At 72.5% G+C, this 25,895-nt stretch carries 28 protein-coding genes; 15 read left to right on the plus strand and 13 right to left on the minus strand.

What is annotated here, in order from left to right:
- Nucleotides 1-146 precede the first annotated feature (146 nt).
- A complete protein-coding gene (locus tag AB0J74_RS11355; RefSeq protein WP_363447128.1) occupies nt 147-983 on the plus strand; it encodes an alpha/beta hydrolase in 837 nt (278 codons plus the stop codon).
- Here AB0J74_RS11355 and AB0J74_RS11360 read toward each other — a convergent pair.
- A complete protein-coding gene (locus tag AB0J74_RS11360) occupies nt 980-1,819 on the minus strand; it encodes an aldo/keto reductase (RefSeq protein WP_363447130.1) in 840 nt (279 codons plus the stop codon). The two genes, AB0J74_RS11355 and AB0J74_RS11360, sit on opposite strands and share 4 nt — an antisense overlap.
- 59 nt (nt 1,820-1,878) lie before the next feature.
- On the opposite strand from AB0J74_RS11360, the gene AB0J74_RS11365 reads away from it, so the two are divergent.
- Nucleotides 1,879-2,253 carry a VOC family protein gene (locus tag AB0J74_RS11365; RefSeq protein WP_363447132.1) on the plus strand — a complete coding sequence of 125 codons (375 nt, stop codon included), beginning with the start codon at nt 1,879-1,881 and terminating at the stop codon, nt 2,251-2,253.
- Here the strand turns inward: AB0J74_RS11365 and AB0J74_RS11370 are convergent, their stop codons facing one another.
- Complete coding sequence (locus AB0J74_RS11370) at nt 2,254-2,934, minus strand: TetR/AcrR family transcriptional regulator (RefSeq protein WP_363447133.1); 681 nt, start codon at nt 2,932-2,934, stop codon at nt 2,254-2,256. It abuts the gene before it with no gap.
- A 55-nt stretch (nt 2,935-2,989) separates the two neighbouring features.
- On the opposite strand from AB0J74_RS11370, the gene AB0J74_RS11375 reads away from it, so the two are divergent.
- Nucleotides 2,990-4,000 (plus strand): aldo/keto reductase, encoded by a 1,011-nt coding sequence (locus tag AB0J74_RS11375; protein ID WP_363447136.1) that lies wholly within the window; start codon nt 2,990-2,992, stop codon nt 3,998-4,000.
- A gap of 15 nt (nt 4,001-4,015) precedes the next feature.
- Entirely contained in the window at nt 4,016-4,486 is a 471-nt protein-coding gene (locus tag AB0J74_RS11380; RefSeq protein WP_363447138.1) for a PPOX class F420-dependent oxidoreductase, read from the plus strand.
- On the opposite strand, the gene AB0J74_RS11385 is transcribed toward AB0J74_RS11380, so the two are convergent.
- Nucleotides 4,483-5,433 (minus strand): RNA polymerase subunit sigma-70, encoded by a 951-nt coding sequence (locus AB0J74_RS11385; protein ID WP_363447140.1) that lies wholly within the window; start codon nt 5,431-5,433, stop codon nt 4,483-4,485. The genes AB0J74_RS11380 and AB0J74_RS11385 overlap by 4 nt on opposite strands.
- 123 nt (nt 5,434-5,556) lie before the next feature.
- Between AB0J74_RS11385 and AB0J74_RS11390 the strand changes: the two genes are divergently transcribed.
- Nucleotides 5,557-6,132, plus strand: coding sequence for a dihydrofolate reductase family protein (locus tag AB0J74_RS11390; RefSeq protein WP_363447143.1), 576 nt, complete (start codon nt 5,557-5,559; stop codon nt 6,130-6,132).
- Between the two features lie 58 nt (nt 6,133-6,190).
- On the opposite strand, the gene AB0J74_RS11395 is transcribed toward AB0J74_RS11390, so the two are convergent.
- The gene (locus AB0J74_RS11395; RefSeq protein WP_363447146.1) at nt 6,191-6,910 is read right to left on the minus strand and encodes a hypothetical protein; all 720 of its coding nucleotides are present in this window, start codon (nt 6,908-6,910) and stop codon (nt 6,191-6,193) included.
- A 168-nt stretch (nt 6,911-7,078) separates the two neighbouring features.
- Here AB0J74_RS11395 and AB0J74_RS11400 point away from each other — a divergent pair, with 168 nt between their 5' ends.
- On the plus strand, nt 7,079-7,825 hold the full coding sequence (locus AB0J74_RS11400) for a hypothetical protein (protein ID WP_363447148.1): 747 nt from the start codon (nt 7,079-7,081) through the stop codon (nt 7,823-7,825).
- A gap of 18 nt (nt 7,826-7,843) precedes the next feature.
- On the opposite strand, the gene AB0J74_RS11405 is transcribed toward AB0J74_RS11400, so the two are convergent.
- Nucleotides 7,844-8,497, minus strand: coding sequence for a phosphatase PAP2 family protein (locus AB0J74_RS11405; RefSeq protein ID WP_363447149.1), 654 nt, complete (start codon nt 8,495-8,497; stop codon nt 7,844-7,846).
- Nucleotides 8,498-8,575: 78 nt separating this feature from the next.
- Here AB0J74_RS11405 and AB0J74_RS11410 point away from each other — a divergent pair, with 78 nt between their 5' ends.
- Entirely contained in the window at nt 8,576-8,743 is a 168-nt protein-coding gene (locus AB0J74_RS11410) for a hypothetical protein (RefSeq protein ID WP_363447152.1), read from the plus strand.
- Nucleotides 8,744-8,966: 223 nt separating this feature from the next.
- Here the strand turns inward: AB0J74_RS11410 and AB0J74_RS11415 are convergent, their stop codons facing one another.
- The 5 genes from AB0J74_RS11415 to AB0J74_RS11435 form a co-directional block, all read right to left on the minus strand.
- Nucleotides 8,967-11,144 (minus strand): MMPL family transporter, encoded by a 2,178-nt coding sequence (locus tag AB0J74_RS11415; RefSeq protein WP_363447154.1) that lies wholly within the window; start codon nt 11,142-11,144, stop codon nt 8,967-8,969.
- An 85-nt stretch (nt 11,145-11,229) separates the two neighbouring features.
- Nucleotides 11,230-11,994: a YaaA family protein gene (locus tag AB0J74_RS11420; RefSeq protein WP_363447156.1), complete on the minus strand. Its 765-nt coding sequence runs from the start codon at nt 11,992-11,994 to the stop codon at nt 11,230-11,232.
- Between the two features lie 59 nt (nt 11,995-12,053).
- Nucleotides 12,054-14,288, minus strand: coding sequence for an FtsX-like permease family protein (locus AB0J74_RS11425; protein WP_363447158.1), 2,235 nt, complete (start codon nt 14,286-14,288; stop codon nt 12,054-12,056).
- The gene (locus tag AB0J74_RS11430; RefSeq protein ID WP_363447160.1) at nt 14,285-14,959 is read right to left on the minus strand and encodes an ABC transporter ATP-binding protein; all 675 of its coding nucleotides are present in this window, start codon (nt 14,957-14,959) and stop codon (nt 14,285-14,287) included. Before AB0J74_RS11430 ends, AB0J74_RS11425 begins: the two co-directional genes overlap by 4 nt.
- Entirely contained in the window at nt 14,956-15,477 is a 522-nt protein-coding gene (locus tag AB0J74_RS11435; RefSeq protein WP_363447161.1) for a PadR family transcriptional regulator, read from the minus strand. Before AB0J74_RS11435 ends, AB0J74_RS11430 begins: the two co-directional genes overlap by 4 nt.
- A 111-nt stretch (nt 15,478-15,588) precedes the next feature.
- Between AB0J74_RS11435 and AB0J74_RS11440 the strand changes: the two genes are divergently transcribed.
- The 3 genes from AB0J74_RS11440 (at nt 15,589) to AB0J74_RS11450 (ending at nt 18,455) form a co-directional block, all read left to right on the plus strand.
- The gene (locus tag AB0J74_RS11440; RefSeq protein WP_363447162.1) at nt 15,589-15,942 is read left to right on the plus strand and encodes a BlaI/MecI/CopY family transcriptional regulator; all 354 of its coding nucleotides are present in this window, start codon (nt 15,589-15,591) and stop codon (nt 15,940-15,942) included.
- On the plus strand, nt 15,939-16,865 hold the full coding sequence (locus AB0J74_RS11445) for a M56 family metallopeptidase (RefSeq protein WP_363447164.1): 927 nt from the start codon (nt 15,939-15,941) through the stop codon (nt 16,863-16,865). Before AB0J74_RS11440 ends, AB0J74_RS11445 begins: the two co-directional genes overlap by 4 nt.
- Before the next feature lie 123 nt (nt 16,866-16,988).
- Nucleotides 16,989-18,455 carry a phosphoesterase gene (locus AB0J74_RS11450; RefSeq protein ID WP_363447166.1) on the plus strand — a complete coding sequence of 489 codons (1,467 nt, stop codon included), beginning with the start codon at nt 16,989-16,991 and terminating at the stop codon, nt 18,453-18,455.
- A gap of 66 nt (nt 18,456-18,521) precedes the next feature.
- Here the strand turns inward: AB0J74_RS11450 and AB0J74_RS11455 are convergent, their stop codons facing one another.
- Nucleotides 18,522-20,078 (minus strand): glycosyltransferase 87 family protein, encoded by a 1,557-nt coding sequence (locus AB0J74_RS11455; protein WP_363447167.1) that lies wholly within the window; start codon nt 20,076-20,078, stop codon nt 18,522-18,524.
- A 162-nt stretch (nt 20,079-20,240) separates the two neighbouring features.
- On the opposite strand from AB0J74_RS11455, the gene AB0J74_RS11460 reads away from it, so the two are divergent.
- The 5 genes from AB0J74_RS11460 to AB0J74_RS11480 all read left to right on the plus strand — a co-directional run bounded on the left by AB0J74_RS11460 (nt 20,241) and on the right by AB0J74_RS11480 (nt 24,178).
- Nucleotides 20,241-21,257 (plus strand): dihydroxyacetone kinase subunit DhaK, encoded by a 1,017-nt coding sequence (locus tag AB0J74_RS11460; protein ID WP_363447170.1) that lies wholly within the window; start codon nt 20,241-20,243, stop codon nt 21,255-21,257.
- 8 nt (nt 21,258-21,265) lie between these two features.
- Complete coding sequence (locus tag AB0J74_RS11465; protein ID WP_363447173.1) at nt 21,266-21,886, plus strand: DAK2 domain-containing protein; 621 nt, start codon at nt 21,266-21,268, stop codon at nt 21,884-21,886.
- Nucleotides 21,887-22,075: 189 nt separating this feature from the next.
- Nucleotides 22,076-22,663: an RNA polymerase sigma factor gene (locus AB0J74_RS11470; protein WP_363447176.1), complete on the plus strand. Its 588-nt coding sequence runs from the start codon at nt 22,076-22,078 to the stop codon at nt 22,661-22,663.
- Nucleotides 22,656-23,498 (plus strand): hypothetical protein, encoded by an 843-nt coding sequence (locus tag AB0J74_RS11475; protein ID WP_363447179.1) that lies wholly within the window; start codon nt 22,656-22,658, stop codon nt 23,496-23,498. The genes AB0J74_RS11470 and AB0J74_RS11475 overlap by 8 nt, the downstream gene beginning before the upstream one ends.
- 59 nt (nt 23,499-23,557) lie before the next feature.
- Entirely contained in the window at nt 23,558-24,178 is a 621-nt protein-coding gene (locus tag AB0J74_RS11480) for a TMEM175 family protein (protein ID WP_363447181.1), read from the plus strand.
- Here AB0J74_RS11480 and AB0J74_RS11485 read toward each other — a convergent pair.
- Nucleotides 24,120-24,950: a methyltransferase domain-containing protein gene (locus AB0J74_RS11485; protein WP_363447184.1), complete on the minus strand. Its 831-nt coding sequence runs from the start codon at nt 24,948-24,950 to the stop codon at nt 24,120-24,122. The genes AB0J74_RS11480 and AB0J74_RS11485 overlap by 59 nt on opposite strands.
- 19 nt (nt 24,951-24,969) lie before the next feature.
- A complete protein-coding gene (locus tag AB0J74_RS11490; RefSeq protein ID WP_363447187.1) occupies nt 24,970-25,887 on the minus strand; it encodes a LysR substrate-binding domain-containing protein in 918 nt (305 codons plus the stop codon).
- Nucleotides 25,888-25,895 lie beyond the last annotated feature (8 nt).

Here is a 25,895-nt window from a genome sequence, read left to right on the forward strand (position 1 = left end):
GGTCATCTAATCCAGACTTACGAATGTTGTGAGCTACGCCGCAGCTGTTTGACCCGACGGCCAGGTGACCGGTCGGCGTGGGCGGGCGGAGACTCAGCGGGCGGCGGCGCTCTCCGGCCGCCGAACCAAGCAGAGGAGGACACCCCATGTCCGACGCCTCCGACCTCCAGCAGGTCACCGACGCCAACGCCAGCGGCCGCAAGCCCGTCGTGTTCGTCCACGGGCTGTGGCTGCTGCCCAGCAGCTGGGACCGGTGGGCGGCGCTGTTCGCCGAGGCCGGCTACGCGCCGGTGGCGCCCGGCTGGCCCGACGACCCCGACACCGTCGCGGAGGCCAACGCGCACCCGGAGGTGATGGCCGGCAAGAGCGTCGGCCAGGTCGCCGACTACGTCTGCGACCTGATCGGCAAGCTCGAGCAGAAGCCGGCCATCGTCGGCCACTCGTTCGGCGGTCTGCTCGCCCAGATCAGCGCCGGCCGGGGCCTGTCGGCGGCCACCGTCGCGATCGACCCGGCGCCGTTCCGCGGTGTGCTGCCGCTGCCGATCTCAGCGCTGCGGTCGGCGTCACCGGTGCTCAGCAACCCCGCCAACTACCACCGCGCGGTGCCGCTGACCTTCGAGCAGTTCCGTTACTCGTTCGCCAATGCCGTGAGCGAGGAGGAGGCCCGCGAGCTCTACACGGAATACGCCGTGCCGGCGCCGGGCGAGCCGCTGTTCCAGGCCGCGGTGGCCAACTTCAACCCGTGGACCGAGGTAGCCGTCGACACCGAAAACCCCGAGCGCGGTCCGATGCTGATCATCTCCGGTGAGAAGGACCACACGGTCCCGCACGCCATCGCGCACGCGTCCTACGAGCGGCAGGCCCGTAACAAGGCCGCGGTGACCGAGTTCGTCGAGATCAAGGGCCGTGGCCACGCCCTGACCATCGACAGCGGCTGGCGCGAGGTCGCCGACACGGCGCTGGCGTTCGTGCGGCGGTTCTAGAACTCTTCCCAGGTCTTCGGGTCCTGCTTGACGGGTGCGCCGACGTCGAGGGCGGTGATCGCCGCGACGTCGGCGGGCTCGAGGGAGAACGCGAAGATGTCGGCGTTGAGTCGCTGGCGGTCCGGGTTGGACGAGTGCGGCGTCGTGGTGATGCCGCGCTCGATCAGCCAGCGCAGCACCACCTGCGACGGCGCGACGCCGATCCGGTCGGCGATGCCGGTGACGGTCGGGTGTTCCAGGATGCCGCCGTTGCGTTCGAGCGGCCGCCACGCCTGCACCACCGTGCCGTCGCGGGACACCGCGTCGACCACGTCGACCTGGGCGTGCGTCGGCGAGACCTGGATCTGGTCGACCGCCGGCTGGACACCGGTCGCCGCGACGATGGCCGCGATGTGGTCCTCCAGGAAGTTGGACACGCCGACCGAGCGGATCAGGCCCTCCTGCTGGAGCGCCACCATCTCCACGTACGACTCGACGTAGCGGCCGAGCCGCGGCAGCGGCCAGTGGATCAGATAAAGGTCGACGTAGTCGAGGCCGAGCCGCTCCAGCGAGGCGGAGAACCCCTCGCGCACGTAGGGCTTGCCCTGGAAACGGCCGGCCAGCTTGGTGGTGACGAAGAACTCCTCGCGCGGCAGGCCGCTCTCCCGGATCGCGGCGCCGACCGCGTCCTCGTTGCCGTAGTTGCTCGCGGTGTCGATCAGCCGATAGCCCATCTCGATCGCGGCGAGGATCGAGTCCGTCGACCGGCGCCCCTGCACCGGCCAGGTGCCCAGGCCCAGCCAGGGCATCTCGTGGCCGTCGTTGAGCGTACGGGTGGGAATAGAGATCTTGGCCATGCCCGCCAGCCTAGGCCGCGATAGCGTCAGGGTGTCGACCGGGACGAAGGGGATGGCCCATGGGACAGCCTGTCGTGCATTTCGAGATCGTCGGACGGGATCCCGCCGGCCTGCGGGACTACTACGGCAACCTGTTCGGCTGGCAGTTCGACACCGGCAACCCGGTGGTCGAGGAGGTCTCGGAGCCCGACGACTACGGCTTCGTGCAGCCGGCGGGTGACGGGATCCCCGGCGGGGTCGGCGGCGGTCCGGGCTATTCGCCCCGGACGGTGTTCTACGTGTTCGTGCCCGACGTCGAAGAGGCGCTGGCCTCGGCCGAGCGGCTCGGCGGCACCAGGCGGATGGGCCCGAGCCGGCGGCCCGACGGCGGCCTTGTCGTCGGCCACTTCACCGATCCAGAGGGCAATCTGGTCGGGGTGGCCGGGCCGGCCTGATCAGCCGGCGATCCGGTCGAGCCACTCGCCGAGCAGCACCCGTTCGGCGGCGCTGAACCGGTCGGTGACGGCGGGGAGCGCGGCCTTGAGCGCGACCGCGCGCGGGCCGACCCCGTCGGTCGTCGGCGATTCCAGGATCGCGGCCAGCACCGCGTCGCGCAGGTGGTGCGAGAGCGCGGCGTGCTGGTCGAGCGTGCCGTCAGCCTGCGCGGCGATCAGCGCGAGGGCGGCGCCGACGCTGGCCGCGTACACCATCGGGGTGGCGGTTTCGACCGGAACCCGCAGCCGGCCGGCGGCGGCGACCCGGCGCAGGATCTCGGTGAGCAGGTCGTGCCCCTCGCCGCTGACCGCGGACGGCTGGCCGGGCCGGGAGTCGGCGTAGATCAGCTTGTAGAGGGCCGGGTTGGCCAGGCCGAACTCGACGTGCAGGTCCCAGCCGGCGACCAGGTCGGCCACCGGGTCGGCATACTTCGCGCCGGCGCGCTTCTGCCCGAGGTAGGTCGCCCAGGCCTCGTCGGCAACCGCCGCGAACAGGCCGGCCATGTCGCCGAACTGGCGGTAGATGGTCTGGGCCTGGACGCCGGCGGCGGCGCTGACCGCGCGCGTCGACACGGCCTCGCGACCGCCGCTGGCCAGCAGGTCGGCCGCCGCGACGAGGATGCGCTCCCGGGGTGTTGTCATCACCACATGTTAGCACCGATAACGTTGCTGCGTGAGCAGTGCTAACGTTGCCGGCATGACGACAATCGGCACACGCAAGCTGGGCACGACCGGACCGGTAGTCGGCGCGCTCGGACTGGGCGCCATGGGCATGTCTGACATGTACGGCCCGGCCGACGAGACCGAGAGCATCGCGACGATTCACGCCGCGCTGGACGCCGGCATGAACCTGATCGACACGGCGGACTTCTACGGCTCCGGCCACAACGAGATGCTGATCTCCCGCGCGCTGCGCGGCCGGCGCCGCGAAGACGTGGTGATCAGCGTCAAGTTCGGCAGCCGGAAGAACCCGGACGGCTCGTTCCAGCCGGTCCCCTACGACGTGTCGGCGTCGGCCGTGCGCGACCGGCTGGCCCAGTCGCTGCGCCGTCTCGACACCGACTACATCGACATCTACCGGCCGTCGCGCATCAACCCGGACATCCCGATCGAGGAGACCGTCGGCGCGCTGCGGGACATGCAGGAGGCCGGCTACATCCGCCACATCGGACTGTCCGAAGTGGGCGCCTCGACCATCCGCCGCGCCGCCGCCGTGGCCCCGATCAGTGACCTGCAGATCGAATACTCGCTGCTGTCCCGCGGCCCGGAGCAGGAGATCATCCCGACGCTGCGCGAGCTCGGCATCGGCCTGACCGCCTACGGCGTGCTGTCCCGGGGTCTGCTCAGCGGCCACTGGTCACTCAACCACGAGGTCGGCGCCCGCGACTTCCGCGCCGCGCTGCCCCGGTTCAGCGGCGAGAACCTGGCCGCCAACCTGCGGCTGGTCGAGGAGCTCGGCCGGGTCGCGGCGGACCTGGGTGCGACCACCAGCCAGGTCGCGATCGCCTGGGTCGCGGCGCAGGGCGCCGACATCGTGCCGCTGGTCGGTGCCCGCCGCCGGGACCGGCTCGAGGAGTCGCTCGGTGCGGGCGGCCTGACCCTCTCCCCCGACGTGCTGGCCCGGATCGAGGCCGCGGTGCCGGCCGGCGCCGCCGCCGGCGGCCGCTACATGGACCAGCAGTTGCACCTGCTGGACAGCGAGCGTTAGGGGTAGCCTGGCCGGGTGCCCAAGATCGCAACCGCCGACCGGGTCGACCGCGAGGCGCTCATCGAGTTCGTCCGCACCCGGCACCGGCTCACCCTGGTGACCTTCCGCCGCGACGGCCGCCCGCAACTGTCCCCGGTGTCGGGCGGCGTCGACGGCGAAGGCCGGATCGTGGTCTCCACCTATCCGGACCGCGCCAAGGCGGTCAACCTGCGCCGCAACCCGGCGGCCAGCGTGCTGGTCCACTCCGACGACTGGAACGACCCCTACGTCCAGGTCGACGGCACCGCCGAGGTGCTCGACATGCCGTCGGCGCAGACCGAGGACGCGCTGGTCGAATACTTCCGCAGCATCGCCGGCGAGCACCCGGACTGGGCCGAATACCGCGAGGCGATGCGCCGGCAGGGCAAGTCGCTGATCCGCGTCACGATCGACTCGTGGGGTCCGATCGCGACCGGCGGATTCCCGGCCGACCGCGCTCCGGCCTAGATCGACCTCGGCAGGCCGAACCGGGCCAGCACGCCGTTCTCGAACCGGGTCAGCGCGCAGATCCGGTCGCCGTCGAGGGTCAGCACGTAGAGGCCGGTCCCGTGGCCGACCCCGTCGGGCCCGCGCACGTAGGCACCGAACGCCGGCTGCCCGTTGGCGCGGGTCGGCACGAGGTCGAAGCGGCGGCCGGCGCCGAAGATCGCCCGGCAGAACCGGGCCACGGCGTCGACACCCTCGTACTCGAACGGCATCGGCGGCATCGACATGAAGACGTCGTCGGTGAGCAGGCCGACCAGGGCGTCGACGTCGGCCGACTGCCAGGCGGCGACGAACTGGGCCACGACGCGCTCCTCCACGGCCGAGCCCGGTGGCGGCGCCGCCTTTCGCGTGGCGAGGGCGGCGCGGGCCCGTTTCAGGGCGCTCTTCACCGACTCGACACTGCTGTCGAGCATCTCGGCCACCTCGGCGGCGTGGAAGTCGAGCACGTCGCGCAGGATCAGCACCGCGACCTGGCGTGGCGGCAGTGTCTGCAGCGCGGTCACGAACGCGAGCGAGACGGATTCGCCCTGTTCGTACCGCTCCTGCGGATCCAGCAGCGCGTCGGGGATCGGTTCCAGCCAGACCACCTCACCGAGGCGGGTCGGCTCGGGCTGTTCCACGTTGGGCACGTCCCACTCCTTGGCCGGCCGCCGGCTGGCCGACCGGCGGGCGTTGAGGCACCGGTTGGTGGCGACCCGGTAGAGCCAGGTGCGCAGCGAGGCGCGTCCCTCGTACCCGGGCAGTCCCTGCCAGGCGGCCAGCAGCGTCTCCTGCAGGACGTCCTCGGCGTCCTGTATCGAACCGAGCATCCGGTAGCAGTGCACCAGCAATTCCCGCCGGTACGGCTGGGTCAGCTCCCGGAACGCCTCGCCGTTCCCGGCCCGCGCCCGCGCCATCACGTCCTCCATGTCTTCACCCTCTCGCTTCTGCCTGTGTCGACACCGGCCCGGGCTAAAAGGGGGCGCCCCCTTCGCGGTTCGTGCGGTGTCGGTATCGGTGACAGCTACCGACCGTGCGAGGAGAGACCCGCCATGGGAAAGATCATCATCAGCGAGAACATCACGCTCGACGGCGTCGTGCAGGATCCGACCGGCGACGACGGCTTCGACCGCGGCGGCTGGTTCGACCAGATCTCCGACACCGACCGCGGCGCGTGGGCCAAGGTCGAACACGAGGAGGCCCTGGCCGCCTCGGCACTGCTGCTGGGCCGGCGCAGCTACGACTGGTTCGCCACCCGCTGGGCCGCGCGCCCGGGCGAGTGGGCCGACCGCCTGCGCGAACTGCCGAAGTATGTCGTCGGCACGACCCTGGACGACCCGAGGTGGTCCAACACGATGCTGCTGCCCGGCGACGCGCTGACCGCGACCACCGCGCTGAAGAACACGATCGACGGCGAGATCGTCGTGTACGCCAGCCGCCAACTGGTGCACACCCTGATCGAACACGACCTGGTCGACGAGGTACGCCTGATGGTCTACCCGACCGCCCTCGGCACCGGCGACCGTCTCTTCGGCGAGACCACCACCGCGAAGCCGATGCGCCTGGCCGACGCCCGCCCGATCGGCGACAGCCTCGCCTTCCTCACCTATCGAACGACCGCTGTCTAGATTCACCGGATCGCCGGTCCCGCCCGCCCGTTCTGGCGGGGCCGGCGCATGCTCCCCTTCAGCGTCGGCGATCGCGGTAGATCGCCTGGCCTTTCCTGAACATGGCCACCTCGATAGCGTCCGGACGCACCGGCATTCCTTCCGCGGACTCCTTTGCGGCCTCGTCGTGGGCAAATTCGAGCCACCGGCGATACGTGTCAAAATGCCACGGACCAGCTTCAGGCATTTCCCAGTGCTCCACCTCGATCAACGCGATGGCTACGAATCGATCCAGGATAAGAGCGCGCCCGGGCGCGCCGCTGGAAGCGGCATCCGCGGCATACAGGAACTTGGTGTAGAAGGACGGCCCGAGATGAGGGAGGTTGAACCTCCCGCTGCGAGCCAGCGCCTGGTATGCGGCCACCGGCCCGCTGTCGCGCAACACCGCCACTGCCCCGGCAAGCTTGTCGGCAAGAACGTCCGGTCTACTCACAGTGAAGGCACGGGCCCGTCGGCCGACCCGGAACCCGAGATCGCCGGTGCCCCAGGCATAGCAGGCTACGAGCAGGCTAACGATGTCATCCGGGTTATCGGTCCTGGCTCTGAGCAGGTCGGCGCGGGTGACACGGTGGTAGCCCCGGCCCCCGGTCGCGTCCGGAAGGCGATGCAGCGAGGCCGTCCACACGTCGTTCGGGATCCGGGTCCGCCACCAATCGGGCCGGAAGTTGAATCCGTGGTCGAGTACCTCCTCGTCGCTCCAGAACGGATCGCCGCCAAGTTGATTCCTGAGTCGCCCCACCGTCGCCTCCTTTCGTGCGGAGAATCGCCGAACCCTACTGACGAAATCAGGTGCCGCACCTCCCCCACTCGGGTGACGAAGAGACGTCGGCAAGTTGGCTGTTTCGAGGACTGTGTGGAGATTCGATGCTCGCTAACGTGCAGTTAGGTGCGCGGGAAGGAGTCGGAAGTGATCAATCGGCGCTGGGACGCAACGGTTGCCAATGAGCATCTGTTCGTCAGGCGTCGACGATTTCTGCCGTGGTCCAAGCCGGAGGTCAGATCGATACCGCTGGCGGCGATCCGCGACGTCCGCTCCCTCTCCGCATCCGACCAGCGGCAGCTATGCGCTCAGGTCACGATCCACCATCCGGCGCCGCCACATCTGGCCGGGGTCTACAAGGTCCGGTTCACGCCGGAGTCCTGGGCCCAGCTCGCGAACGTCCTGGCCCGCCGCGCCGCGGCAACGGAGCCCCGGCCGCCCGTCGCGGAGCCGACGCGGCCCGCGCCCGTCCCACGGTTGCCCGCATCGACGTCCAGACCCGCGCCGGTGCGCAGCACTCCCGCGCCCATGGGCGAAGGGGCACGTCTTGTGTGGCTCTGGAAGGCGAATGGAAAGATCCATGGTTCCCTGGCGCCGGCGGGCGGGGCATCGCCACGGCGGTTGGATCGCGCCGGGCTTGCCCGCCTCCTGCTCGCAGAACCCACCAGATCATTGCCCGCGATCCGGGCGCTCACCGGTCTCGACGACGACACGCTGGCGTTGGCCCGGATGCGAGGGTGGCAGCGGGCCGACACCAGGGTCGTCGAACTCGGAGCCGCCGACGGCGCCGGACGCCAAACCACACCGCTGCACCGGCCCGCGGCCGTGCACCCTGACGGCAGCATCCGGACGGTCTCCGGAGGCCTCCCGAGCCTGGGCAAGCGACACAGCTGACTTCCACGACGTCGCTTTCTAACGCGAAGCTGGTGACGGCGAGCCCGCGCCATCGAGCGACACGTCGCGCAGCCCGAGCCAGAGGGCCGCGCCCAGCAGGACGCCGGCCACGCTGTCGGTGAGCCAGTGGAAGCCGAGGTAGGTGATCGCCGCCGAGACGATCAGCACCGGTGCGATCAGGATGGTGCGCCGGACAATGGTCGGGAGTGGCCGGCGCAGCGCCCGCTCGACCAGCACCACCAGGACCGGATACCAGATCATCGTGTTGACGGCGTGGCCCGACGGATAGGACCAGCCGGCGTCGTTGGCGAACAGTTCGACCGCGTCGGGCCAGGGTGCGTGCGGTGCGGACCGGTCGGTCGCCACCTTCAGCGGCACCACCGCCACGTAGCTGGTCGCCGCGGTGACCAGGACCAGCAGCACCGGCCGCGCGGTGCGGTCGCGCGCCGCCAGCAGCAGGGCCACGACCAGCAGGATGGCCGCGATCAGGTTGGCCGAGCCGAGAAAGTAGACGGTCTTGGCCACCAGCCGGGCCGGCTCGGGCCGGTGCGCGTCGCTCCAGTCGCGGACCGCGAGGTCGGCGTCGAGGAACGCGCCAGCGGCCAACACCCAGGTCAGCACCGCGAAACCGGCGACCAGCGCCAGTGCCGCACGCCACCCGGGCCGGCCCATTCGAGACAGCGTAGCCATGGACGGCCGTCCACACTGCCCCGTGGCATGACCACCCGGCACGCCGGGTAAAGAGAGGACATGAAGCCGAATTGGACGATTTACCCCATCGTCGCCGCGGCCACCGCGATCCTGCTGGCGATGGTCGTCCGCGACAGCCTCGGCCCGGGCGGCGCCTGGGTGTTCGTCGTCGTCCCCCTGCTCGCGGTGCTCGCGGTCGCCATGGCCGTCCGCACCCGCCGGAGCTAACAGCGCGGCTCCAGCACCTACGACGGCGATCTCGCGGGACCGCAGCGCGGCGTAGGCGAGGCCCTTGTCGATCGTGCGCCAGCGGTTCCAGAGGGGCGCCCGTTCGTCGCCCACAGCAGCCCGCCGGTGGACCTGCCGGGATCCCCGGCGCACGTCGACCCGCGCCGGACCTTGACCTTGTAGGCCATCGCGACCGCCTCCGCGCCTCGGCGTGACCGACCCGCTAGTGGCGCAGGCCCAGCCGTGCGTGCAGGCGGGCCAGGCGCCGCGGCGACCACCAGTTCCAGCGGCCCAGCAGCGTCATCGTCGCGGGCACCAGGACGCAGCGGACCAGGGTCGCGTCGACGGCCACCGCCACGGCCAGGCCCAGGCCGATCTGCTGCACCGTGCCGATCCGGCCGGTCAGGAAGCAGCTGAACACGATGACCATGAGCAGCGCGGCCGAGGTGATGATGCGGCCGGAGCGTTGCAGGCCGCGGCGGACCGCGAGGTCGTTGGGCACGCCCTGGTCGACCTGTTCCTTGATCCGGGCGAGCAGGAACACCTCGTAGTCCATCGACAGGCCGAACGCGAACGCGAACACCGTGACCAGCACGAACGGGCTGATGCCGCCGACCACGTGGGTGTGCAGCAGGCCCGACAGCACGCCGTGCTCGAAGACCGCGCTCAGCACGCCGAAGGTGGCGCCGAGCGAGATCACGTTCATCACGACCGCCTTGACCGGCACGACCAGCGAGCCGGTCATCGCCCACAACAGCACGACCATGGCGACCAGGGTCAACATGATGGCGTACGGGAGCCGGGAGAGCAGCAGTCCGTTGAGGTCGGTGTGGATCGCCGCGATGCCGGTGACCCACGAGTCGACACCGTCCGGCCGGTCGGTCCGTGCGACGTCCACCAGGCGCAGCGCGGCCGGGCCCTCGGCGTCACCGACCGCGTCGATGTCGACGGTCGCCACGCCCGGCGCGATCTGGTCGGCCTGCCGCACGCCGGCGATGTCGGGCGAGTGCAGCGACCGGGCCCACGCCTCCAGCGTGGCGGCGTCGGTGCGGGCGACCACGGTCAGCGCCGGCTGGTCCGGCTGGCCGAACTCGGCGGCCAGCGTGTCGATCACCCGGACCGACTCCAGCGAGCGGGGCAGGCCGTCGAGGTCTTCCACCTTGACCTTCATGGTCAGCAGCGGGAAGCCGGCGGCGATCAGCACCAGCGCGGTCGCCAGCGCGGTGACCAGCGGCCGGCGCTGCACGCCACGGGCCAGTCCCCAGAAGAAGCCGCCGTCGGTGTCGCCCGCGGCGACCTGCCGCTTCGACGGCCGGATCCGCCGCCGGAACAGGCCGACCAGGGCCGCGGTGAAGGTCAGCGACATGAGCAGGGCGACCAGCGCGACGGACACCCCCGCGGCACCCAGCGCGGACAGGCCGGTCACGCCGAAGACCAGCATCCCGGCCAGCGCGGCGGCGGCCGTCAGGGCCGAGAACAGGATGGTGCGGCCGGCCGTCGCCCACGCCGCCGCGATCGCGTCGAGCGGCTCGCGGCCGGCCGCCAGTTCGTCGCGGTAGCGCGCGACCAGCAACAGTCCATAGTCGACGGACAGGCCGAGGCCCATCAGGCTGACCACGGTGACGGCGTTCTGGTCGAGCGTGGTGACGGTGGAGAAGAAGAGCAGCACGGAGAACGAGCCGGCGATGGAGACGATCGCGCCGAGCACCGGGACCACCGCGGCGAGCAGGCCGCCGAACACGAAGACCAGCACGAGCAGGGTGATCGGCAGCGACAGCTGCTCGGCGAACGACAGGTCCTTCTGGGCCTGGGCGTTGGCCTGCTTGTTGACGAGCCGCCCGCCGCCGACCTCGACGGTGGCGTCGGCCTGGCCGGCCGCCACCAGCGCCGGCCCGAGGGTGCGCAACTCGGCCTCGACCGCGTCGGTGGCGGTGCCGAGGGCGTCGCCGTCCAGCTCGCCGAGCCGGGCCTGGACGAGCAGTCCGCGGCCGTCCGTGGCGCGCAGCGCGGCGGCCGCCGGGCTGTCGGCGAACGGCGTGACCACGCCGGTCACCCCGGCGACCGCGGCCACCCGGGCGGCGCCGTCGGTCACGGCCGTGCGTACCGCCGGCGCCGCCGGGTCGATGCCCCGGACCACCGCGACGATCGCACCGGAAGACGTGGACGCGTCGGCGATGACGTCGCTGCCCGCGACCGATTCCAGCGACGACGGGCCCTGGCTGTCGTCGAGGCCGGCGAACACCGGACCGGCGGCGAACCCGCCGGCGACGACGGCGACCAACCAGAGGCCGACCACCGCCCAGCGGTGCCGGAAGCACCAGCGGCCGAGCCGGCCGAGCAGCGGTGTGCGGGCCGGTGCCGGCGCCACCTCGGTGCGGGTCGCCGGAGTCGTCTGCGTCATACCGGAGATCCTGCTACCGGGATCACCGACGCCGCCTCCGGGGTCCGCCCGGACCGGACCCCGAGCCCGAAGTTGGGGGAAATGGTCAGGTCAGCCGGATGGACAGACCCTTGCCGCCGAACTCCGCGCACACGTACGCCGGTTCACGCTCGGTGCCCAGTCCCGGCTCGTGCCGGTAGCCGATGTCGTCGAACTCCCGCAGCTCCTTGGCCCCGGTGGTGACCATCCAGCGGGCGAACGCGCCGCGCGCGATCTTCGCGTGCACGACGACGAACTTCGGCTCGCCCGTCTTCGGGTCGGCGGTCAGGAACTTCGGGGTGACGATCCGCTCCGGGTCGACGAACTTCGTGACGGTCCTGCTGTATTCGGCCGCGGCCAGGTTGACGATCGGCCCGCGGGTGGGCAGCTGTTCGGCGATCGCGCGCCCCCAGAACTGGTAGAGGTTGCCGCTCGGCAGGCGATAACCCATTTCCAGCCGGTACGGGCGGATGCCGTCGAACGGCCGCAGGATCCCGTAGAGGCCGGACAGGATGCGGATGTGCGCGTCGGCGTAGCGGCGCTGCGCGGCGGTGAACGAGTCCACCTGCAGCCCGCTGTAGATGTCGCCGACGAACGACTCGGCGGCCGGCGCCTGCGCGGCGGTGTCGGTGTTCCAGTCCGCGTACTGCTGCCGGGTCTTCTCGGCCAGCTCGGGCGAGACGCTCATGATCTTCGCGAGCTTCGCCGCCGGCACCGCCCGCAGCTCGTCGACCAGCTCGCGGGCCTTGTCGATGAGCACGGGGGTGCCGGTCGGCCTGTGCCCGGTGCTCGGCGCCCGCATCGTCTTCGAGCTGTGCATCAGGATGATCACAAGACCATTTTGCCTGGTACGGCGGCCAGCGCCCCACCCGGGACGCCGGCCGCCGGTGCCTACTCGTTGCGGGCCGTCTCCGGGCCGGTGATCCGTCGGAGCAGCGGCAGGGTGGCCGCGATGATCGCGAGGGACGCGACCAGGCCACCGGCCACGATCACGTAGTAGCTCGCATCCGGCGCGTGCAGCGCGTAGTCGAGTTGCGCCCGCAGGAACAGCGCGGCCGCGAGGAAGCCGGCCCCGATCGCCACCGCGGCGACGACCAGCAGCGGCACGGCGCTCTCCAGGGCGACGACCGCGCGCAGCATCCGGATCCGCACACCGGTCAGCCGCAGCACGCTGAACGGTCGCTTGCGGTCGGTCAGGCCGGCGATCACGCTGACCGCCAGGCTGCACCCGGCGATCGGCAGGCTGGCCAGGATCACCACGGCGGCCAGCCGCTGGAACTGCACGAGAATTCGCGCCGAGTCGGCCTCCCACTCCGCCTCGGTGGACGGGAACCGGCCCCAGGGGTTCATCGTCGCGAGCACCGTCCGCACGCGTTCCTTCGCGGCGGCCGACCCGTCGGTCTGCACCACGACCGAGAGCAGCCGTAGCGAGTCGAGGTCGGTGATGTCGGACGCGGGCCAGACCCGCTGGCCGGGCGATGCGCCCGGTTCGCGCGGGCCGATCAGGTCGTTCCACACCGCCGCCGTGCCGGCGCCGTCGGGGCATCGGCCGAACTCGGGCGTGCGCGCCAGGTCGGTGCAGCTGATCAACCCAGGACCCTGCGGGTTGTCGGGATCGCTGGAGATCTCGCGCAGGTTTTCCCGCACCGGGATCACCGCTTTCACACCCGTGATGGCCGAGAGGCCGGCCGGAATGTCTGCTATGGACGGTGTGGGCGTGCCCGGGACGAGTTCCTCGGGCCAGAAGGTCTGGGACATCGAGGTCGCCGCGACCGAGTCACCGGCCGGTGTCGTGCGCTCGGCCACATACGAGGTGATCGCGCCGCTCGCGGCGGTCGTCACGAACAGCGCCACCACCAGGCCGCTGACCGCCCGGAACGCGGCCATCGGGTCGTCGCTCAGCCGCCGTCCCGCGATCAGCGCGGCGGGGCGCTGGGCGCGGTTGGCCACCAGCCGAGCCGCGCGCATGGTCAGCCACGGCCCGGCGAGCACCAGGCCGGCCACCATCAGCACCGCGCCGGCGATGTAGGCGAACGTCTGGCCGTCGGTGGTCGCCGGCTTGCGGCCGACGAACCAGGCCAACTCGGCGATGCCGGCCATCAGCGGTAACAGCCGCCAGGCACCGGGGGGCTTCGGGGTGACCCGGCGGGTCACGCCGAGCGGCGAGATCCGGACCCGGCGCAGTGCGAGCCGCGCGGCGATCGCGGCGCCGACCGGGATGCCGACCACCACCGCGAGCACGTCGACCAGGGTCAGCGCCAGGTCACTGGGGAAGAACGTGGCGCCGGTGAACGGGATCGTCGCAAGGCCGGGTCGCAGCGCGAAGAAGACGCCGAAGCCGAGCAGCGTGCCGGCGAGTGCCGCCACCGTCGACTCGACGGTGGCCAGCACCGAGACCTGGCGCGGTGTGGCGCCGATCAGCCGCATCGCGGCGAACCGCTGCTCGCGCCGGGCCGCGGAAAGCCGGGTCGCCGTGCCGATGAAGATCAGCACCGGGAAGATCAACGCAGCGGCGATCACCGACAGCGACACGGTGAACATCGTGTTGTCGAGTCCGATGATGCAGCGGTTGCAGTCGGCCGGATCGGTGGTGAGGATCCGGCTGACCTTCGCGGCCGCCGGCTGGGCGGCCAGCACGTCCGCCGGTTGACCGACGACGATCAGCAGGCTGTCGGGCGACGGCAGCGCCGCGGCGCCGATCACCCCGACCTCACGACCGGGGAAGCGGTCGCCGAGCTCGGCGGCCGGCGTCGTGCGCAGGAGGTCGTGCAGGGCGGGCGAGGCGTAGAACTCCCCCGGCCCGGGCAGCGCGGCCAGGCCGGACGGCACCGGTGCGGCCGGGCCGGTCGGGGCGACGTCGACCCGGCCAAGTTGCTCGCCGTGGAAATAGTCTTCGCGGATCAGCCACCAGGCCGGGTCGACGCCGGCCACCGCCGAGGTGGTCGACGGGTCGGCGCCGGTGTTGAGCCAGGCGTAGCGCAGGTTCTGCGTCTTGGTGGCGTTGATGCCGGCCAGCGTGGCGAGCAGCAGCCCGGTGCCGAGTGCGACCGCGGCGGCGACCACGACCAGCCGCACGGCCGCCTCGCGACCACCGGCGACCGCGAGGCGCAGACCGAGCCCGATCACGACGGCACCACGGCGGGGGTGGTGACCTTGCCGTCGCGGACGATGACCTCGCGGTCGGCGTACGCCGCGACCCGGGCCTCGTGGGTGACCACGACAACGGTCGTGCCCTGCTCGCGGGCCGCACCGACCAGCAGGTCCATCACGTGCTCGCCGGTCAGCGAGTCGAGCGAGCCGGTCGGCTCGTCGGCGAACAGCACGCGGGGTCGCGCGACCAGCCCGCGGGCCAGCGCGACCCGCTGCGCCTGGCCGCCGGAGAGCTCACCGGACCGGCGCTCCTGCAGGCCGTCGAGGTCGAGCCGGCCGAACCAGGCGCTCGCTTCGGCGACCGCCGCCCGCCGCCGGGTGCCGGCCAGCAGCAGGGGCAGGGCCACATTTTCGACCGCGGTCAACTCGGGGACGAGCTGGCCGAACTGGAAGACGAAGCCGAACTCGTCGCGGCGCAGGGCACTGCGGGCGCCCTCGTCGAGGGTGTCGACCCGGCGGCCGGCGACGTGGATCTCGCCGGCGTCGGGCACCAGGATGCCGGCCAGGCAGTGCAGCAGGGTCGACTTGCCGGAGCCGCTCGGGCCCATCACCGCGAGCACCTCGCCCTCGGCGATGGTGAGGCTGGCGCCGCGCAGGGCCGGGGTCTCGCCGAACGACAGGGCCACGTCGCGCGCGTCGATCATCATTTGGTCACCGCCGAGGCCAGGGCGTCGAGCCGGGCGACGGTGGTGTCGATCCAGCGCAGGTCGGCCTCGAGGTGGAACAGGCCGTGGTCGGCCAGCAGCGCGTCGACCAGGTTGCCGCCCCGCTTGACCTCGGTCAGCTCGCGCATCCGGGCCAGGTGGGCCCGCCGCTGGGTGTCGAGGTATTCCTCCGCCGGCCGGCCCAGCATCAGCGCCAGGACCACCTTGGCGAACAGCACCGTCTGCAGGTGCGGCTCGGGCTCGAGCGGCTCGACGAGCCAGGCGTCGACCTCGGAGGCGCCGGTCTCGGTGATGACATAGCGCTTGCGCTCCGGCCCGTCGCCGGGCTCGACGGCGATCACCACCTTGCCGTCGCGGGCCAGCCGCGAGAGCGTCGCGTAGACCTGCCCGAACGGCAGCGGCTTGCCCCGGCCGAAGAACGTGTCGTAGTCGCGCTTGAGGTCGTAGCCGTGGCTGGGCTCGCGCTCCAGCAGGCCGAGCAGCGTGAGAGGAACACTCATGCGGAGCACCATACACCACATGTATACGCTGAGCGTATACGCCGAGGGTGCATAGTCGGATGACACCTCACGGCAAGCTCGCGGACACCCGGACCCGCCAGAATCCCCAGCGTGCGGGCGTTCGGTGAGCTGGAGGCGGCGGTCATGGACCGGCTGTGGGCGCGCGACGCGCCCGCGTCGGTGCGGGAGGTCTGGACCGACCTGCGGCCCGAGCGCGAGCTGGCCTACAACACCGTGCTGACCGTCGTCGACAACCTGCACCGCAAGGGCTGGTTGGGGCGCGAGCGCGACGGCCGGGCCTTCCGCTACACGCCGCTGTCGAGCCGTGGCGACTACGGCGCCCGGCTGATGCGCGACGCGATGGCCGAGAGCGGTGACCCGGCGTCCGCGCTGGCCGGCTTCGTCCGGCAGCTCAGCCCCGAGGAAGGTGCCGAGCTGCTCCGGATGCTGCGCGAGTCGGCGTGATCGCCGCCAACCTGCTGGCGCTCACCCTGCTGATCGGCTTCGCCGGCGGGCGCTGGCTGCCGGCGGCGGGCTGGGTTCGGCGCGCGCCGCGGCTGGCCATCGCCGCCTGGTGCGTGCTGCTCGGCACGGTCGGTTCGGGCATCCTGGCGGCCGGCGTCGCGGTGCTGCTGCCGAGACCGCCGGTGGTCTGCGCGCTGCTGGTCTGGTGCGTCCACCCGGACTCCCCCGCCGCGGCCCTCGCGCTGCGGGTCGCCGGTGACACGGTCGCGATCGGCGTGGCCGGCACGCTGCTGCCCGCGCTGGTGCGGGCCGGCTGGGTGCTGCGCGCGCAGGTCCGCTCCCGGCGCCGGCACCGCGCGATGCTCACCCTGGCCGGCCGGCCCGACGCCGGCCTCGGCGGCACGGTCATCGAGCACCCGCGGGCGGCGGCCTACCTGGCGCCCGACCGCCGGGTCGTGGTCACCAGCGGCGCGCTCGCCGAGCTGACCCCGGCGCAACTCGGCGCGGTGCTGGCTCACGAACACGCGCACGCCGGTGGCCGGCACCAGCTGCTGCTCGACGCGGTGCGGCTGGCCGCGCGGGCACTGCCCGGGCTCCGCCTGACCCGGGTCGCGCAGCAACAGATCGGCCGGCTGGTCGAGTTGCGGGCCGACGACGTCGCGGCCCGGGCGCACGGCCGGCGGGCGCTGGCGGCGGCGCTGGTCACCATGGCGGCGGGCGGCACTGCGTCCGGTCTGGTCGCGGCACACGGTGGTGACGTGGCCGAACGGCTGCGCCGGCTGCTCGTACCCCCGAAGCGGCTCGGTCCGTGGCGGGCGGCCGGGATCGGCGCCGCGTTGCTGGTCATCGCCGTGCTGCCGGTGGTCGGCCTGGCGCTGGACGGCTGGTGGCCGGGCGTCGTGCGGTGCGTCTGGCTCGGCTGAGTCTCTATCTCCTATCGAGGTTAGGAGTTCGCCGCGGGTGCGCGGCGCGTTCACCACCGGTTCATGGCGGCCTCCGAGGCTCAGTGGCGCACGCCGAGCAGTGAAATATGGAAGGGCCTCACCATGTCCAATGCTGAATCCGGCTACTCGCGCCGGCAGCTCGTCAAGTACGCCGGGGTCGGCGCGACCATCGTCGCCGCCGCCCCGCTGATCGGCGGCACCGCCGCGCAGGCCGCTTCGAAGGAATCGGGCTCCTCGACCGCCCGGGCGTGGCGCGCCGGCGACCACCACATCCACTCGGAATACAGTGGCGAGTTCGACACCTCGACCAACCCGCCGACCTTCCACAAGGGAGCGGACGCGGTATACCCGATCGTCACCAACGCCATCATGGCGAAGAACTTCGGCCTCACCTGGGCGATGTGCACCGACCACGGCGGACCGACGCACTCGAAGGTGAACCTGGAGCAGGCCTACCCCGACCTGCTGCGCTCGCGCAAGCTGGTCCCCGAGGTGCTGCAGTTCTGGGGGATGGAGTTCGACACCCCGCAGATGGACCACCACACGCTGATGATCCCGCGGCACGACGACGAGGCGAAGCTGCTCTTCGAGCTGGAGAGCCGGTTCAACAAGTTCGACGCGTTCCCGACCGACCCGTCGCGGGACACCGAGGCCAAGTTCGTCGAGTTCCTGAAGAGCGCGGCGTCGCACCGGCAGAAGCCGATCGTCATCGCACACCACGCCGCCCGTTCGGCCAGCGGTCTCGGCGTCTACGGCCAGGACACCCCGCGCGAGTTCCGCGCCGGCAACAACGCGGCGCCGGATGTCTACATCGGGTTCGAGGGCGCGCCGGGCCACCAGGCCGGCCCGCTCAACGGCGGCGCCCGCGGCGGTTACGGCAGCCACCCGACCTACGGCGGCTTCGACCAGATGACCGCCCGCGTCGGCGGCCTGTGGGACTCCCTGCTCGGCGAGGGCCGCAAGTGGTGGATCACCGCCACCTCGGACTCGCACGTGCACTGGACCCGCGGCGGCTCGGACTTCTGGCCGGGTGAGTACAGCAAGACCTACGTGTACGCCCGCCAGGACTACGCCGACATCATGGACGCGCTGCGCAACGGCCGGATCTGGGTCGTCACCGGCGACCTGATCAGCGCGCTCGACGTCACCGCGCGCAGCGGCGGCAAGTCGGCCAACGTCGGTGAGGAGATCACCGTCAGCCGCAAGAACCGCAACGACGTGGAGATCGAGATCCGCTTCCGCGAGCTCCAGGGCGTCAACGGCAACGGCGACCGCCCGGCGGTCCGCCGCGTCGACCTGATCGTCGGCAGGATCACCGGCCTGGCCGCCGACGTCAACTCCGACACGAACAAGACGACGAAGGTGGTCGCCCGCTTCGGCCGGTCCGACTGGCACCGCGACGGCAAGGACTTCGTCGTCAAGCACACGATCAAGAACGTCGAGGGCGACCTGTACGCGCGGGTCCGCGGCACCAGCACCGACGAGCTGGAGCCGGCCGCCGACGGCCTCGAAAGCCCCTGGGACGACCTGTGGTTCTACTCGAACCCGGTGTTCGTCAGCGTGCGCTGACCGCGCTCCCCTGACAGGCGTGCCGCCTGGCCGGCCCGTCACCCGTTCCCGGGTGGCGGGCCGGCGTCATGCCGGCCGCAGGCCCGTGTAGCTGGCGATCTCCCGGCCGGCCGGGTCGTAGGCGACCAGCCGCCCGTGGGCCAGGCTCGCCGACCGGAACGAGAACACCCGACCGTCCTGGTACGCCGACAGCAACGGGATCTCCCGTGGGCGGCCGCCCGGGCCGGAGCGGTATTCGAGGCGGGCCACGGCCGGGCCGACCACGCCGTTGACGCGGACCTTGGTCTTCTCCGCGACCACGCCGAAGCGGATCGACCGGTCGCCGATGAAGGCCGCGCAGCTCGCCTGGTCGCGGCAGACGTAGAAGTAGCGCGGGTTGGCGGTGTCGGCGATCCGGTAGGCCTTGAACGTCGGGTCGGCCGAGGCCGGCAGCGGCTGCACCGCGACGACGGCGACCGCCGCCACGGCCGCACCGGCCAGGGTCCAGCGGCGGGCGGCGCGGCGGGCGGTGCGGTGCGCGGTCACCGCGGCCGCGCCGAAGCCCAGCGCGCAGATGCCGACGGTGCCCAGCGCACGGGCGTTCTCCAGCACGAACTGCACGCCGGGGGTGAACGAGACGCCGGCCAGCACCACGCCGAGCGAGAGCACCATGGCGGTGAGCAGGGCGGCGCCGGCCGCCCGGTGCACGGCGCCGCGGGTGCCGATGAGCAGCATCGCGGCCAGCACCGGCCAGAGCTGGTGGTGGGTCCAGGACACCGGTGACGCCGCGACCGTGGCACAGCCGACCAGCACGGCGGCCTTGGTCGGGTGCCCTTCGAGCGCGAGCCGGCGGGCGCGCAGCAACGCCACCACGCAGAGCAGCGCGACCAGGGCCGCCCAGACCAGTGGGAGGGCGGTGGTCGGCAGGCCGACGCGCAGCAGCATGCCCTGCACCGACTGGTTGCCGAGGGAGGCGAGATTGCCGATCCTCGCGGTCTCGAACATCGTGCCGGTCCAGTAGGTCCAGCTCGCCGACGGCAGCACCAGCGCGCCGACCGCGGCGGCGGCCACGAACGCGCCGGCCGCGCGGCCGGCGTCGCGGTAACGGCCGGCGGCCAGGAAGTAGACGACGAACAGCAGCGGGGTGAGCTTCACCGCCGCGGCCAGGCCGACCAGGCAGCCGCGGTAGCGGGCCGGGGTCAGGCCGAGCGCGTCGACCAGCGCCAGCAGCACGACGAACACGCTCACCTGACCGAAGCGCAGGTTGCTCTGGGCCGGTGCGGACAGCAACAGTCCACACGCGACGGCGGCGGCCAGCTCCGGCCGGCCCCGCCCCACGGCGGCGGCGATGGCGGCCAGCGCGCCGACGGTGGCGACGAGCCACAGGATCTGCAGCAGCCCTTCCGGGACGAACCCGATCGGCCCGAGCGCCAGCGCCGCGAACGGCGGGTAGGTGAACGGCCCGCCGTTCTCGGCGACGTAGTCGTAGAGCGGCCGCCCGGCCCGCAGGTGCGTGATGGCGCCGTAGTAGATGTGCAGGTCGGAAAGGCGGTCCGGCCGTCTCCACACCAGCGCGCAGGAGACCACGGCGACGACCCCGAACAGGGACCAGAGCAGCACCGCCCGGCGGCCGGCAGTTCCCATACCGGCAATCTAGCGGGTCGATGCCTTCCTGCGAGGTTTGTCATCGGAGATCACCACCGTACGAGGGGGAAGGCCGGACGGTCACCCGGTCGCCGTCGCATGATGGGTGGATACGGCTGGCGCGCACCGGTGACCGATACCGATCAGGAATCGAGAAGACCGATGGCGGAACCCTTCTATGCCTCCAAGACCGAGTACGTCGACCGCGCCCTGTTGGGGTACGCGCGGGACCAGGCCGGCGTGGTCGAGTTGAACACCGATCCGATCTACGTGCGGGCCGTCGATCCTGACCCGCGGCGGCAGGTCGGGTTGCTCTCCGGCGGCGGATCCGGGCACGAGCCGATGCACACCGGGCTGGTCGGGCGCGGGATGCTCGACGCGGCCGCGCCCGGGCGGGTGTTCTCCTCGCCGCACAACCGGCAGGTCTACGAGGGCAGTCGCGCCGTCGCCGGGCCCGGTGGCGTGCTGCACATCGTCAAGAACTACACCGGCGACCGGATCAACTTCGGCATCGCTGCCGAGCGGTTGCGGCATGACGGCATCCCCGTGGCCCGCGTGCTGGTCGACGACGACGTCGCCACCGAGAGCCAGCAGACGGCTACCGGGCGGCGTGGGACCGGCGCGACGGTGTTGACCGAGAAGTTGCTCGGCGCCGCCGCCGACCAGGGCGCCGGGCTCGACGAACTGGTCGCCCTCGGCGAGACCATCGTCGGGCGGTCGCGCAGCATCGCGGTCGCCTCGCTGGCGCAGACGTCGCCGGTCACCGGCGAGCCGGGCTTCGCCCTCGAACAGGGCGAACTCGAGTACGGCGTCGGCATCCACGGCGAACGGGCCCAGCACACGATCCCGCGGCCGCCCCTGGAGGAACTGGTCGGCCGGATGGTCGACGACGTGGTCAACCACCTGCCCGCCGGCACCGCGGTGCTGCTGTTCGTCAACGGCCTGGGCGGCACCACCTACATCGAGCTCTACAACGTGTTCGCGGAGGCGGTCGACGCGCTGGCCCTCCGCGACATCACGGTGGAGCGCAGCCTGGTCGGCCCGTACACGCCGGCACTGGATATGAAGGGCTTCTCGATCACGATGACGATGCTGGAGCCCTCCATGGAGGCCCATCCGTCCGGCGGCTGGACCGCGCTGTTCGACGCGCCCGCCTGGACCGCCGGATACCGGAAGTGAGGCCGGCCATGTTGATGAACCTCTACCTGGAGGCGGCCGACCAGGCGTACGGCGAACTGACCCGCCTCGACCAGGTTGCCGGCGACGGCGACTACGGCGACAACCTGCGCGAGGGCCTGCGCGGCGCGGTCACCCGCATCCCGGTCGACGCCGACCTGGCCACCGAGTTCGAGGTGACCGCCACCTACTTCCTCGACGAGGTCGGCGGCACCAGCGGACCGCTGATCGGCCTGCTGTTCAACGACGTCGGCAGCAGCCTCGACGGCGCCGCCGACGAGGACACCGCGCTGGTCGCCGGCCTCGACGCGGGTACGGCCGCGGTGTCGCGGGTCGGCGAGGCCAAGGTCGGCGACCGGACCATGCTGGACTGCCTCGGCCCGACGCTCGGCGACGTTCACGCGGCCCGCCCGCCGCTGGACTGGACGATGGTCGCCAACCAGGCGTTCGACCACGCGCGGGCGACCGCCGACCTGACACCGCGGATGGGCCGCGCCTCCTACGTCGGAGAACGCGCCGTGGGTACGCCCGACGCCGGCGCGATGGGCATGGCGCTGCTGTTCTGGGCGTTGGCCGTCTACCGCGACCCGGGCAGCCGCGGCCAGTTGCCCGACCCAGCGCACCTGGTGTGACGCACCGCGGCCGCCCGGCGCTCTCCTGGCGTGGGGTGCGGCGCACAACCGACATCGACCTGGCGGCCACGCGCCGCCGGGGCCGGGTTGTGCGCCGGCCACGCGGGTGGAAAGGTCAGCAGGCGACCGGCGTCCACCCGTGGAGGATCCTTCCGTGCCCGACCAGCACTGCCAGGGTGTGCCGTGGTCATGACGTCCAGGCGGCCGCCGCACCCGGGTGACGACCGCTGGGCCGCGCACCCGGGCGACGACCCGCTGCCCGCCGCGCTGGCCGGCGACGAGACGGCGTTCCGGTCGCTCTACCGGCTGGTCCATCCGGGCCTGCTGCGCTACCTGCGGCTCCTGGTCGGCACCGATGCCGACGACGTCGCCTCCGAGACCTGGCTACAGGTCTGCCGCGACCTCCCGTCGTTCAGCGGCGACCTGGCCGGTTTCCGGGGCTGGTGCGCGACGGTCGGGCGGCACCGCGCGCTCGACCACCTGCGCCGCACCCGGCGCCGCCCGGAGACGGTGGCGGCCGAGGAGCGGCTGGCCAGTCTGGCCGGCGTCGCCGACACGGCGGCGGCGGCCAGCGACGCGCTGGCCACCGAACGGGCGCTGGCACTGATCGCGACCCTCCCCCGCGACCAGGCCGAGGCGGTGCTGCTGCGGGTCGTGGTCGGCCTCGACGCCGCGACCGCCGGGCGGGTGCTGGGCAAGCGCGCCGGCGCGGTGCGCACGGCTTGCTACCGCGGGCTGCGCAAGCTCGCCGAGACCCTGGACCACGACCATGCCTGACCGTTTCGGCCCAGCCGAACCCGCCCGCGACCCGAACCGCGACCCCGACCGCGACCTCAGGCCCGACCTCAACCGCGACCCCGACCGCGACCTCAGGCCCGACCTCAACCGCGACCCCGACCGCGACCTCAGGCCCGGCCTCAACCGCGACCCCGACCGCGACCTCAGGCCCGGCCTCAACCGCGACCCCGACCGCGACCACGATTCCGACCGCGAGTCCGGCCTCGATCCGGACGTCCGGTTCGAACTCGAGCTCGACAAGATGTTGGACGGCGGCCCGCCGCCGGCCGGGCTGGCGGCGCTGGCCGCGCTGCGCGCCCCCGCCCACCCCGCCGAGTTGCGCGGCGAGGACGCCGCGGTCGCCGCCTTCCGGGCGGCTCGGGGAGCGGAGCGGGCACAGCCGGCGGCACCCGCGCCACCGCGGAACCGTCGGCGGGTCCGGGCGATCGGCCGGGCACTGACCGTCGCGATCGCCGGCACGGTGCTGGCCGGCGGCGGTCTCGCGGTGGCCGCCGCGACCGGCACCCTGCCCGGCCGCGCGCCGGCGCCGCCGGCGGCCAGCGATCCGGCCGGGCCGGCCGGCCCGGAGCACGACCGCCCGACCCAGGCGCCGCACCCGGCACCGGCGCCGCCGCAGACGGTGGGGCCGCAGACGGTGGGGCCGCGGACCGTGGGGCCGCCGGTACCGACGGACGCCGTCCCCGGCAACGGGAACGGGAACGGGAACGGGAACGGCTGGGGCCGCGACCACGGCACCGGCAAGCCCTCGAAGGAGCCGAAGCCGTCGAAAACATCGAAAAGCCCGCAGGACAAGCCGCCGAGGCCGCCGAAGTAGCGACCGCCCGGGGCGCCGCCGGGCGCCCCGCGACGGGCCGCGCTGGCCATACTGGTCGGGTGAGTGAGACCGGACGGACCGAGGCGTTCAGTGACGGCGTGCTGGCGATCGCGATCACGCTGCTGGTGCTCGACCTGCGGGTGCCGGTGCGCGACGCGCTGGAGGGCTCGCTCGCCGACGCGCTCGGGCACGAGTGGCCCAGCTACGCCGCGTACGTCACGAGCTTTCTGCTCATCGGCATCATCTGGGTCAACCACCACGCGGTGTTCGAGTTGCTCGGCGCGATCGACCGGGTCGCGCTCTTCCTCAACCTGCTGCTGCTGATGACCGTCGCCGCGATCCCGTTCGCCACCTCGTTGTTCGCCGAATATCTCACCGCCGGCGGTTCCGCCGCCCGCACCGCCGCGCTGGTCTACTCCGGACTGTTCCTGGCCATGTCTTTGGCTTTCACGCTGCTCTACCGCTACGTGGCCGGGCGGCCCGCACTGCTCGCCGCCGGCGTCGACCCGGTCGCGCTGCGCCGGTCGGTGGTCCGGTTCAGCACCGTCGGGCTGGTCCTCTACGCGCTGACCATGGTGATCGCGGTGTTCAGCGCGCAGGCCACCCTGGCGGCGCACTTCGTCATCGCGCTCTACTACTGCTTCCGGCAGACGGGGTCGCGACCGCGCGCGGCGAGCTGAGGATCTCGCCGTGCACCATCGAGAACCAGCCGTCGTCGGCGGCGGCCCATTCGCGCCAGGCGTCGGCCATCCGGGTCAGGTCGGCGCGGTCGGCCAGGCCCAGCGCGACGGCCCGGTCGGCGATGGCCGACCCGGTCACCCGGTCGGCCCACGACCCGCCCCACCACGCGCGGTCCTCCGGCGTCGCGAAGCACCAGGACGACGTCGTCGCGACCGGGTCGAGCCCGGCGGCGCGGGCCCAGGAGAACAGCCGGCGGCCGGCGTCGGGCTCGCCGCCGTTGGCCCGGGCGACCGCGCGGTAGAGGTCGCGGAACTCGACCAGCGCCGGTAGCTCCGGCCACCAGGTGAACGTCTCGTAGTCGCCGTCGCGGGCCGCGATCACCCCGCCGGGGCGGCACACCCGGGCCATCTCGCGCAGCGCGGTGACCGGGTCGGTGACGTGCTGGAGCACCTGGTGCGCGTGCACCACGTCGAAGCTGTCGTCGGCGAAGCTCAGCGCGTGCACGTCTTCGACCGCGAACTCGATACGCACCCCGCGCTCGGCGGCCTCCGCTCGGGCCAGGTCGAGGGCCGCGGGCGCGTTCTCCACCGCCGTCACCGAGCCGACCCGGGCGGCCAGGTCGGCGGTGATGGTGCCCGGCCCGCAGCCGACGTCGAGCAGCGTGGCCGACGGTGTCAGCGACGGCAGCAGGTAGGCGGCGGAGTTCTCGGCGGTGCGCCAGCGGTGGGTGCGCAGCACCGACTCGTGGTGCCCGTGTGTGTAGACGACCATGCGGTCGACCGTACGCCGGCTATCCCGGGATCCGGGAGGGCTCTCCTACTTCCTGGGACAGTGCCTCGACCAGCGCGCGGGTCAGCGGGTCGCGCGAGCGGCGCCGCGCGGTGGCCACGCCGATGCGCCGGGACGGGCGCGGCGGCTCCAGCGGCACCATCGCGAGCCCGTTGGCGTCGGCGATGAGCGCGGTGCCCGGCACCAGGCTGACCCCGACGCCGACCCGCACCAGCGCCTGCGCGAACACGTAGTCGGTGCCCCGGCAGGCGACCTCGATCTGGAAGCCGGCCAGCGCGGCGTAGTGGTCGATCATGTCGGTGGCCGACAGGCAGCCCTGCACCCAGCGCTCGCCGGCGAGGTCGGGCAATGCGACCGACTCGCGGCCGGCCAGGCGGTGGCCGGCCGGCAGCACTATCCACATCGGATCGTCGAGCAGCGGGGTCCAGGTCAGCCCGGAGCGGTCGTCGGGCGCGACCGGCGGCGGCCCGTCGAAGTGGTACGTCAGCGCCAGGTCGGCGGCGCCGGAACGCACCTGCAGCAGGCTCTCGTCCGGCTCGGCCTCCAGCACGGTGAGCGTCACCTCCGGGTGCGCCGCGGAGAACCTGATCAGCGCCCCGGGCAGCAGGCGCTGGCCGCCGCTGGCGAACGTCGCGATCGTCAGCCGCGGACCGGCCGCGCCGAGCCGCGCGATCTCGCGCTCGGCGCAGTCGAGTTCGGCGGCGATCGTGTCGGTCGCGTCGACCAGCACCCGACCGGCGTCGGTGATCTCGATCCCGCGGGTGCTGCGGCAGACCACGGCCGTGCCCAGCGACCGCTCCAGCGCGCTGATCTGCTGCGAGACGGCCGACGGGGTGAGCCGCAGCGCGGCCGCGGCGCGGTTGAAGCTGCCCTGGCGGGCGACCTCGCGGAAGACCCGGAGACGCTGCACGTCGATCATCAGTTTTC

Source organism: Asanoa sp. NPDC049573, assembly GCF_040676615.1.
In the GTDB taxonomy this organism is placed as follows: Bacteria; Actinomycetota; Actinomycetes; order Mycobacteriales; family Micromonosporaceae; genus Asanoa.

What these genes read in the sequence shown, in the direction of transcription:
- AB0J74_RS11450 (WP_363447166.1), top strand. Translation starts at nt 16,989, where the DNA reads ATGTCCAATGCTGAATCCGGCTACTCGCGCCGGCAGCTCGTCAAGTAC.
- AB0J74_RS11465 (WP_363447173.1), top strand. Translation starts at nt 21,266, where the DNA reads ATGTTGATGAACCTCTACCTGGAGGCGGCCGACCAGGCGTACGGCGAA.
- AB0J74_RS11455 (WP_363447167.1), bottom strand. Translation starts at nt 20,078, where the DNA reads ATGGGAACTGCCGGCCGCCGGGCGGTGCTGCTCTGGTCCCTGTTCGGG.
- AB0J74_RS11355 (WP_363447128.1), top strand. Translation starts at nt 147, where the DNA reads ATGTCCGACGCCTCCGACCTCCAGCAGGTCACCGACGCCAACGCCAGC.
- AB0J74_RS11375 (WP_363447136.1), top strand. Translation starts at nt 2,990, where the DNA reads ATGACGACAATCGGCACACGCAAGCTGGGCACGACCGGACCGGTAGTC.
- AB0J74_RS11470 (WP_363447176.1), top strand. Translation starts at nt 22,076, where the DNA reads ATGACGTCCAGGCGGCCGCCGCACCCGGGTGACGACCGCTGGGCCGCG.
- AB0J74_RS11460 (WP_363447170.1), top strand. Translation starts at nt 20,241, where the DNA reads ATGGCGGAACCCTTCTATGCCTCCAAGACCGAGTACGTCGACCGCGCC.
- AB0J74_RS11490 (WP_363447187.1), bottom strand. Translation starts at nt 25,887, where the DNA reads ATGATCGACGTGCAGCGTCTCCGGGTCTTCCGCGAGGTCGCCCGCCAG.
- AB0J74_RS11475 (WP_363447179.1), top strand. Translation starts at nt 22,656, where the DNA reads ATGCCTGACCGTTTCGGCCCAGCCGAACCCGCCCGCGACCCGAACCGC.
- AB0J74_RS11485 (WP_363447184.1), bottom strand. Translation starts at nt 24,950, where the DNA reads ATGGTCGTCTACACACACGGGCACCACGAGTCGGTGCTGCGCACCCAC.
- AB0J74_RS11430 (WP_363447160.1), bottom strand. Translation starts at nt 14,959, where the DNA reads ATGATGATCGACGCGCGCGACGTGGCCCTGTCGTTCGGCGAGACCCCG.
- AB0J74_RS11360 (WP_363447130.1), bottom strand. Translation starts at nt 1,819, where the DNA reads ATGGCCAAGATCTCTATTCCCACCCGTACGCTCAACGACGGCCACGAG.
- AB0J74_RS11435 (WP_363447161.1), bottom strand. Translation starts at nt 15,477, where the DNA reads ATGAGTGTTCCTCTCACGCTGCTCGGCCTGCTGGAGCGCGAGCCCAGC.
- AB0J74_RS11405 (WP_363447149.1), bottom strand. Translation starts at nt 8,497, where the DNA reads ATGGGCCGGCCCGGGTGGCGTGCGGCACTGGCGCTGGTCGCCGGTTTC.
- AB0J74_RS11365 (WP_363447132.1), top strand. Translation starts at nt 1,879, where the DNA reads ATGGGACAGCCTGTCGTGCATTTCGAGATCGTCGGACGGGATCCCGCC.
- AB0J74_RS11410 (WP_363447152.1), top strand. Translation starts at nt 8,576, where the DNA reads ATGAAGCCGAATTGGACGATTTACCCCATCGTCGCCGCGGCCACCGCG.
- AB0J74_RS11415 (WP_363447154.1), bottom strand. Translation starts at nt 11,144, where the DNA reads ATGACGCAGACGACTCCGGCGACCCGCACCGAGGTGGCGCCGGCACCG.
- AB0J74_RS11385 (WP_363447140.1), bottom strand. Translation starts at nt 5,433, where the DNA reads ATGGAGGACGTGATGGCGCGGGCGCGGGCCGGGAACGGCGAGGCGTTC.
- AB0J74_RS11370 (WP_363447133.1), bottom strand. Translation starts at nt 2,934, where the DNA reads ATGACAACACCCCGGGAGCGCATCCTCGTCGCGGCGGCCGACCTGCTG.
- AB0J74_RS11390 (WP_363447143.1), top strand. Translation starts at nt 5,557, where the DNA reads ATGGGAAAGATCATCATCAGCGAGAACATCACGCTCGACGGCGTCGTG.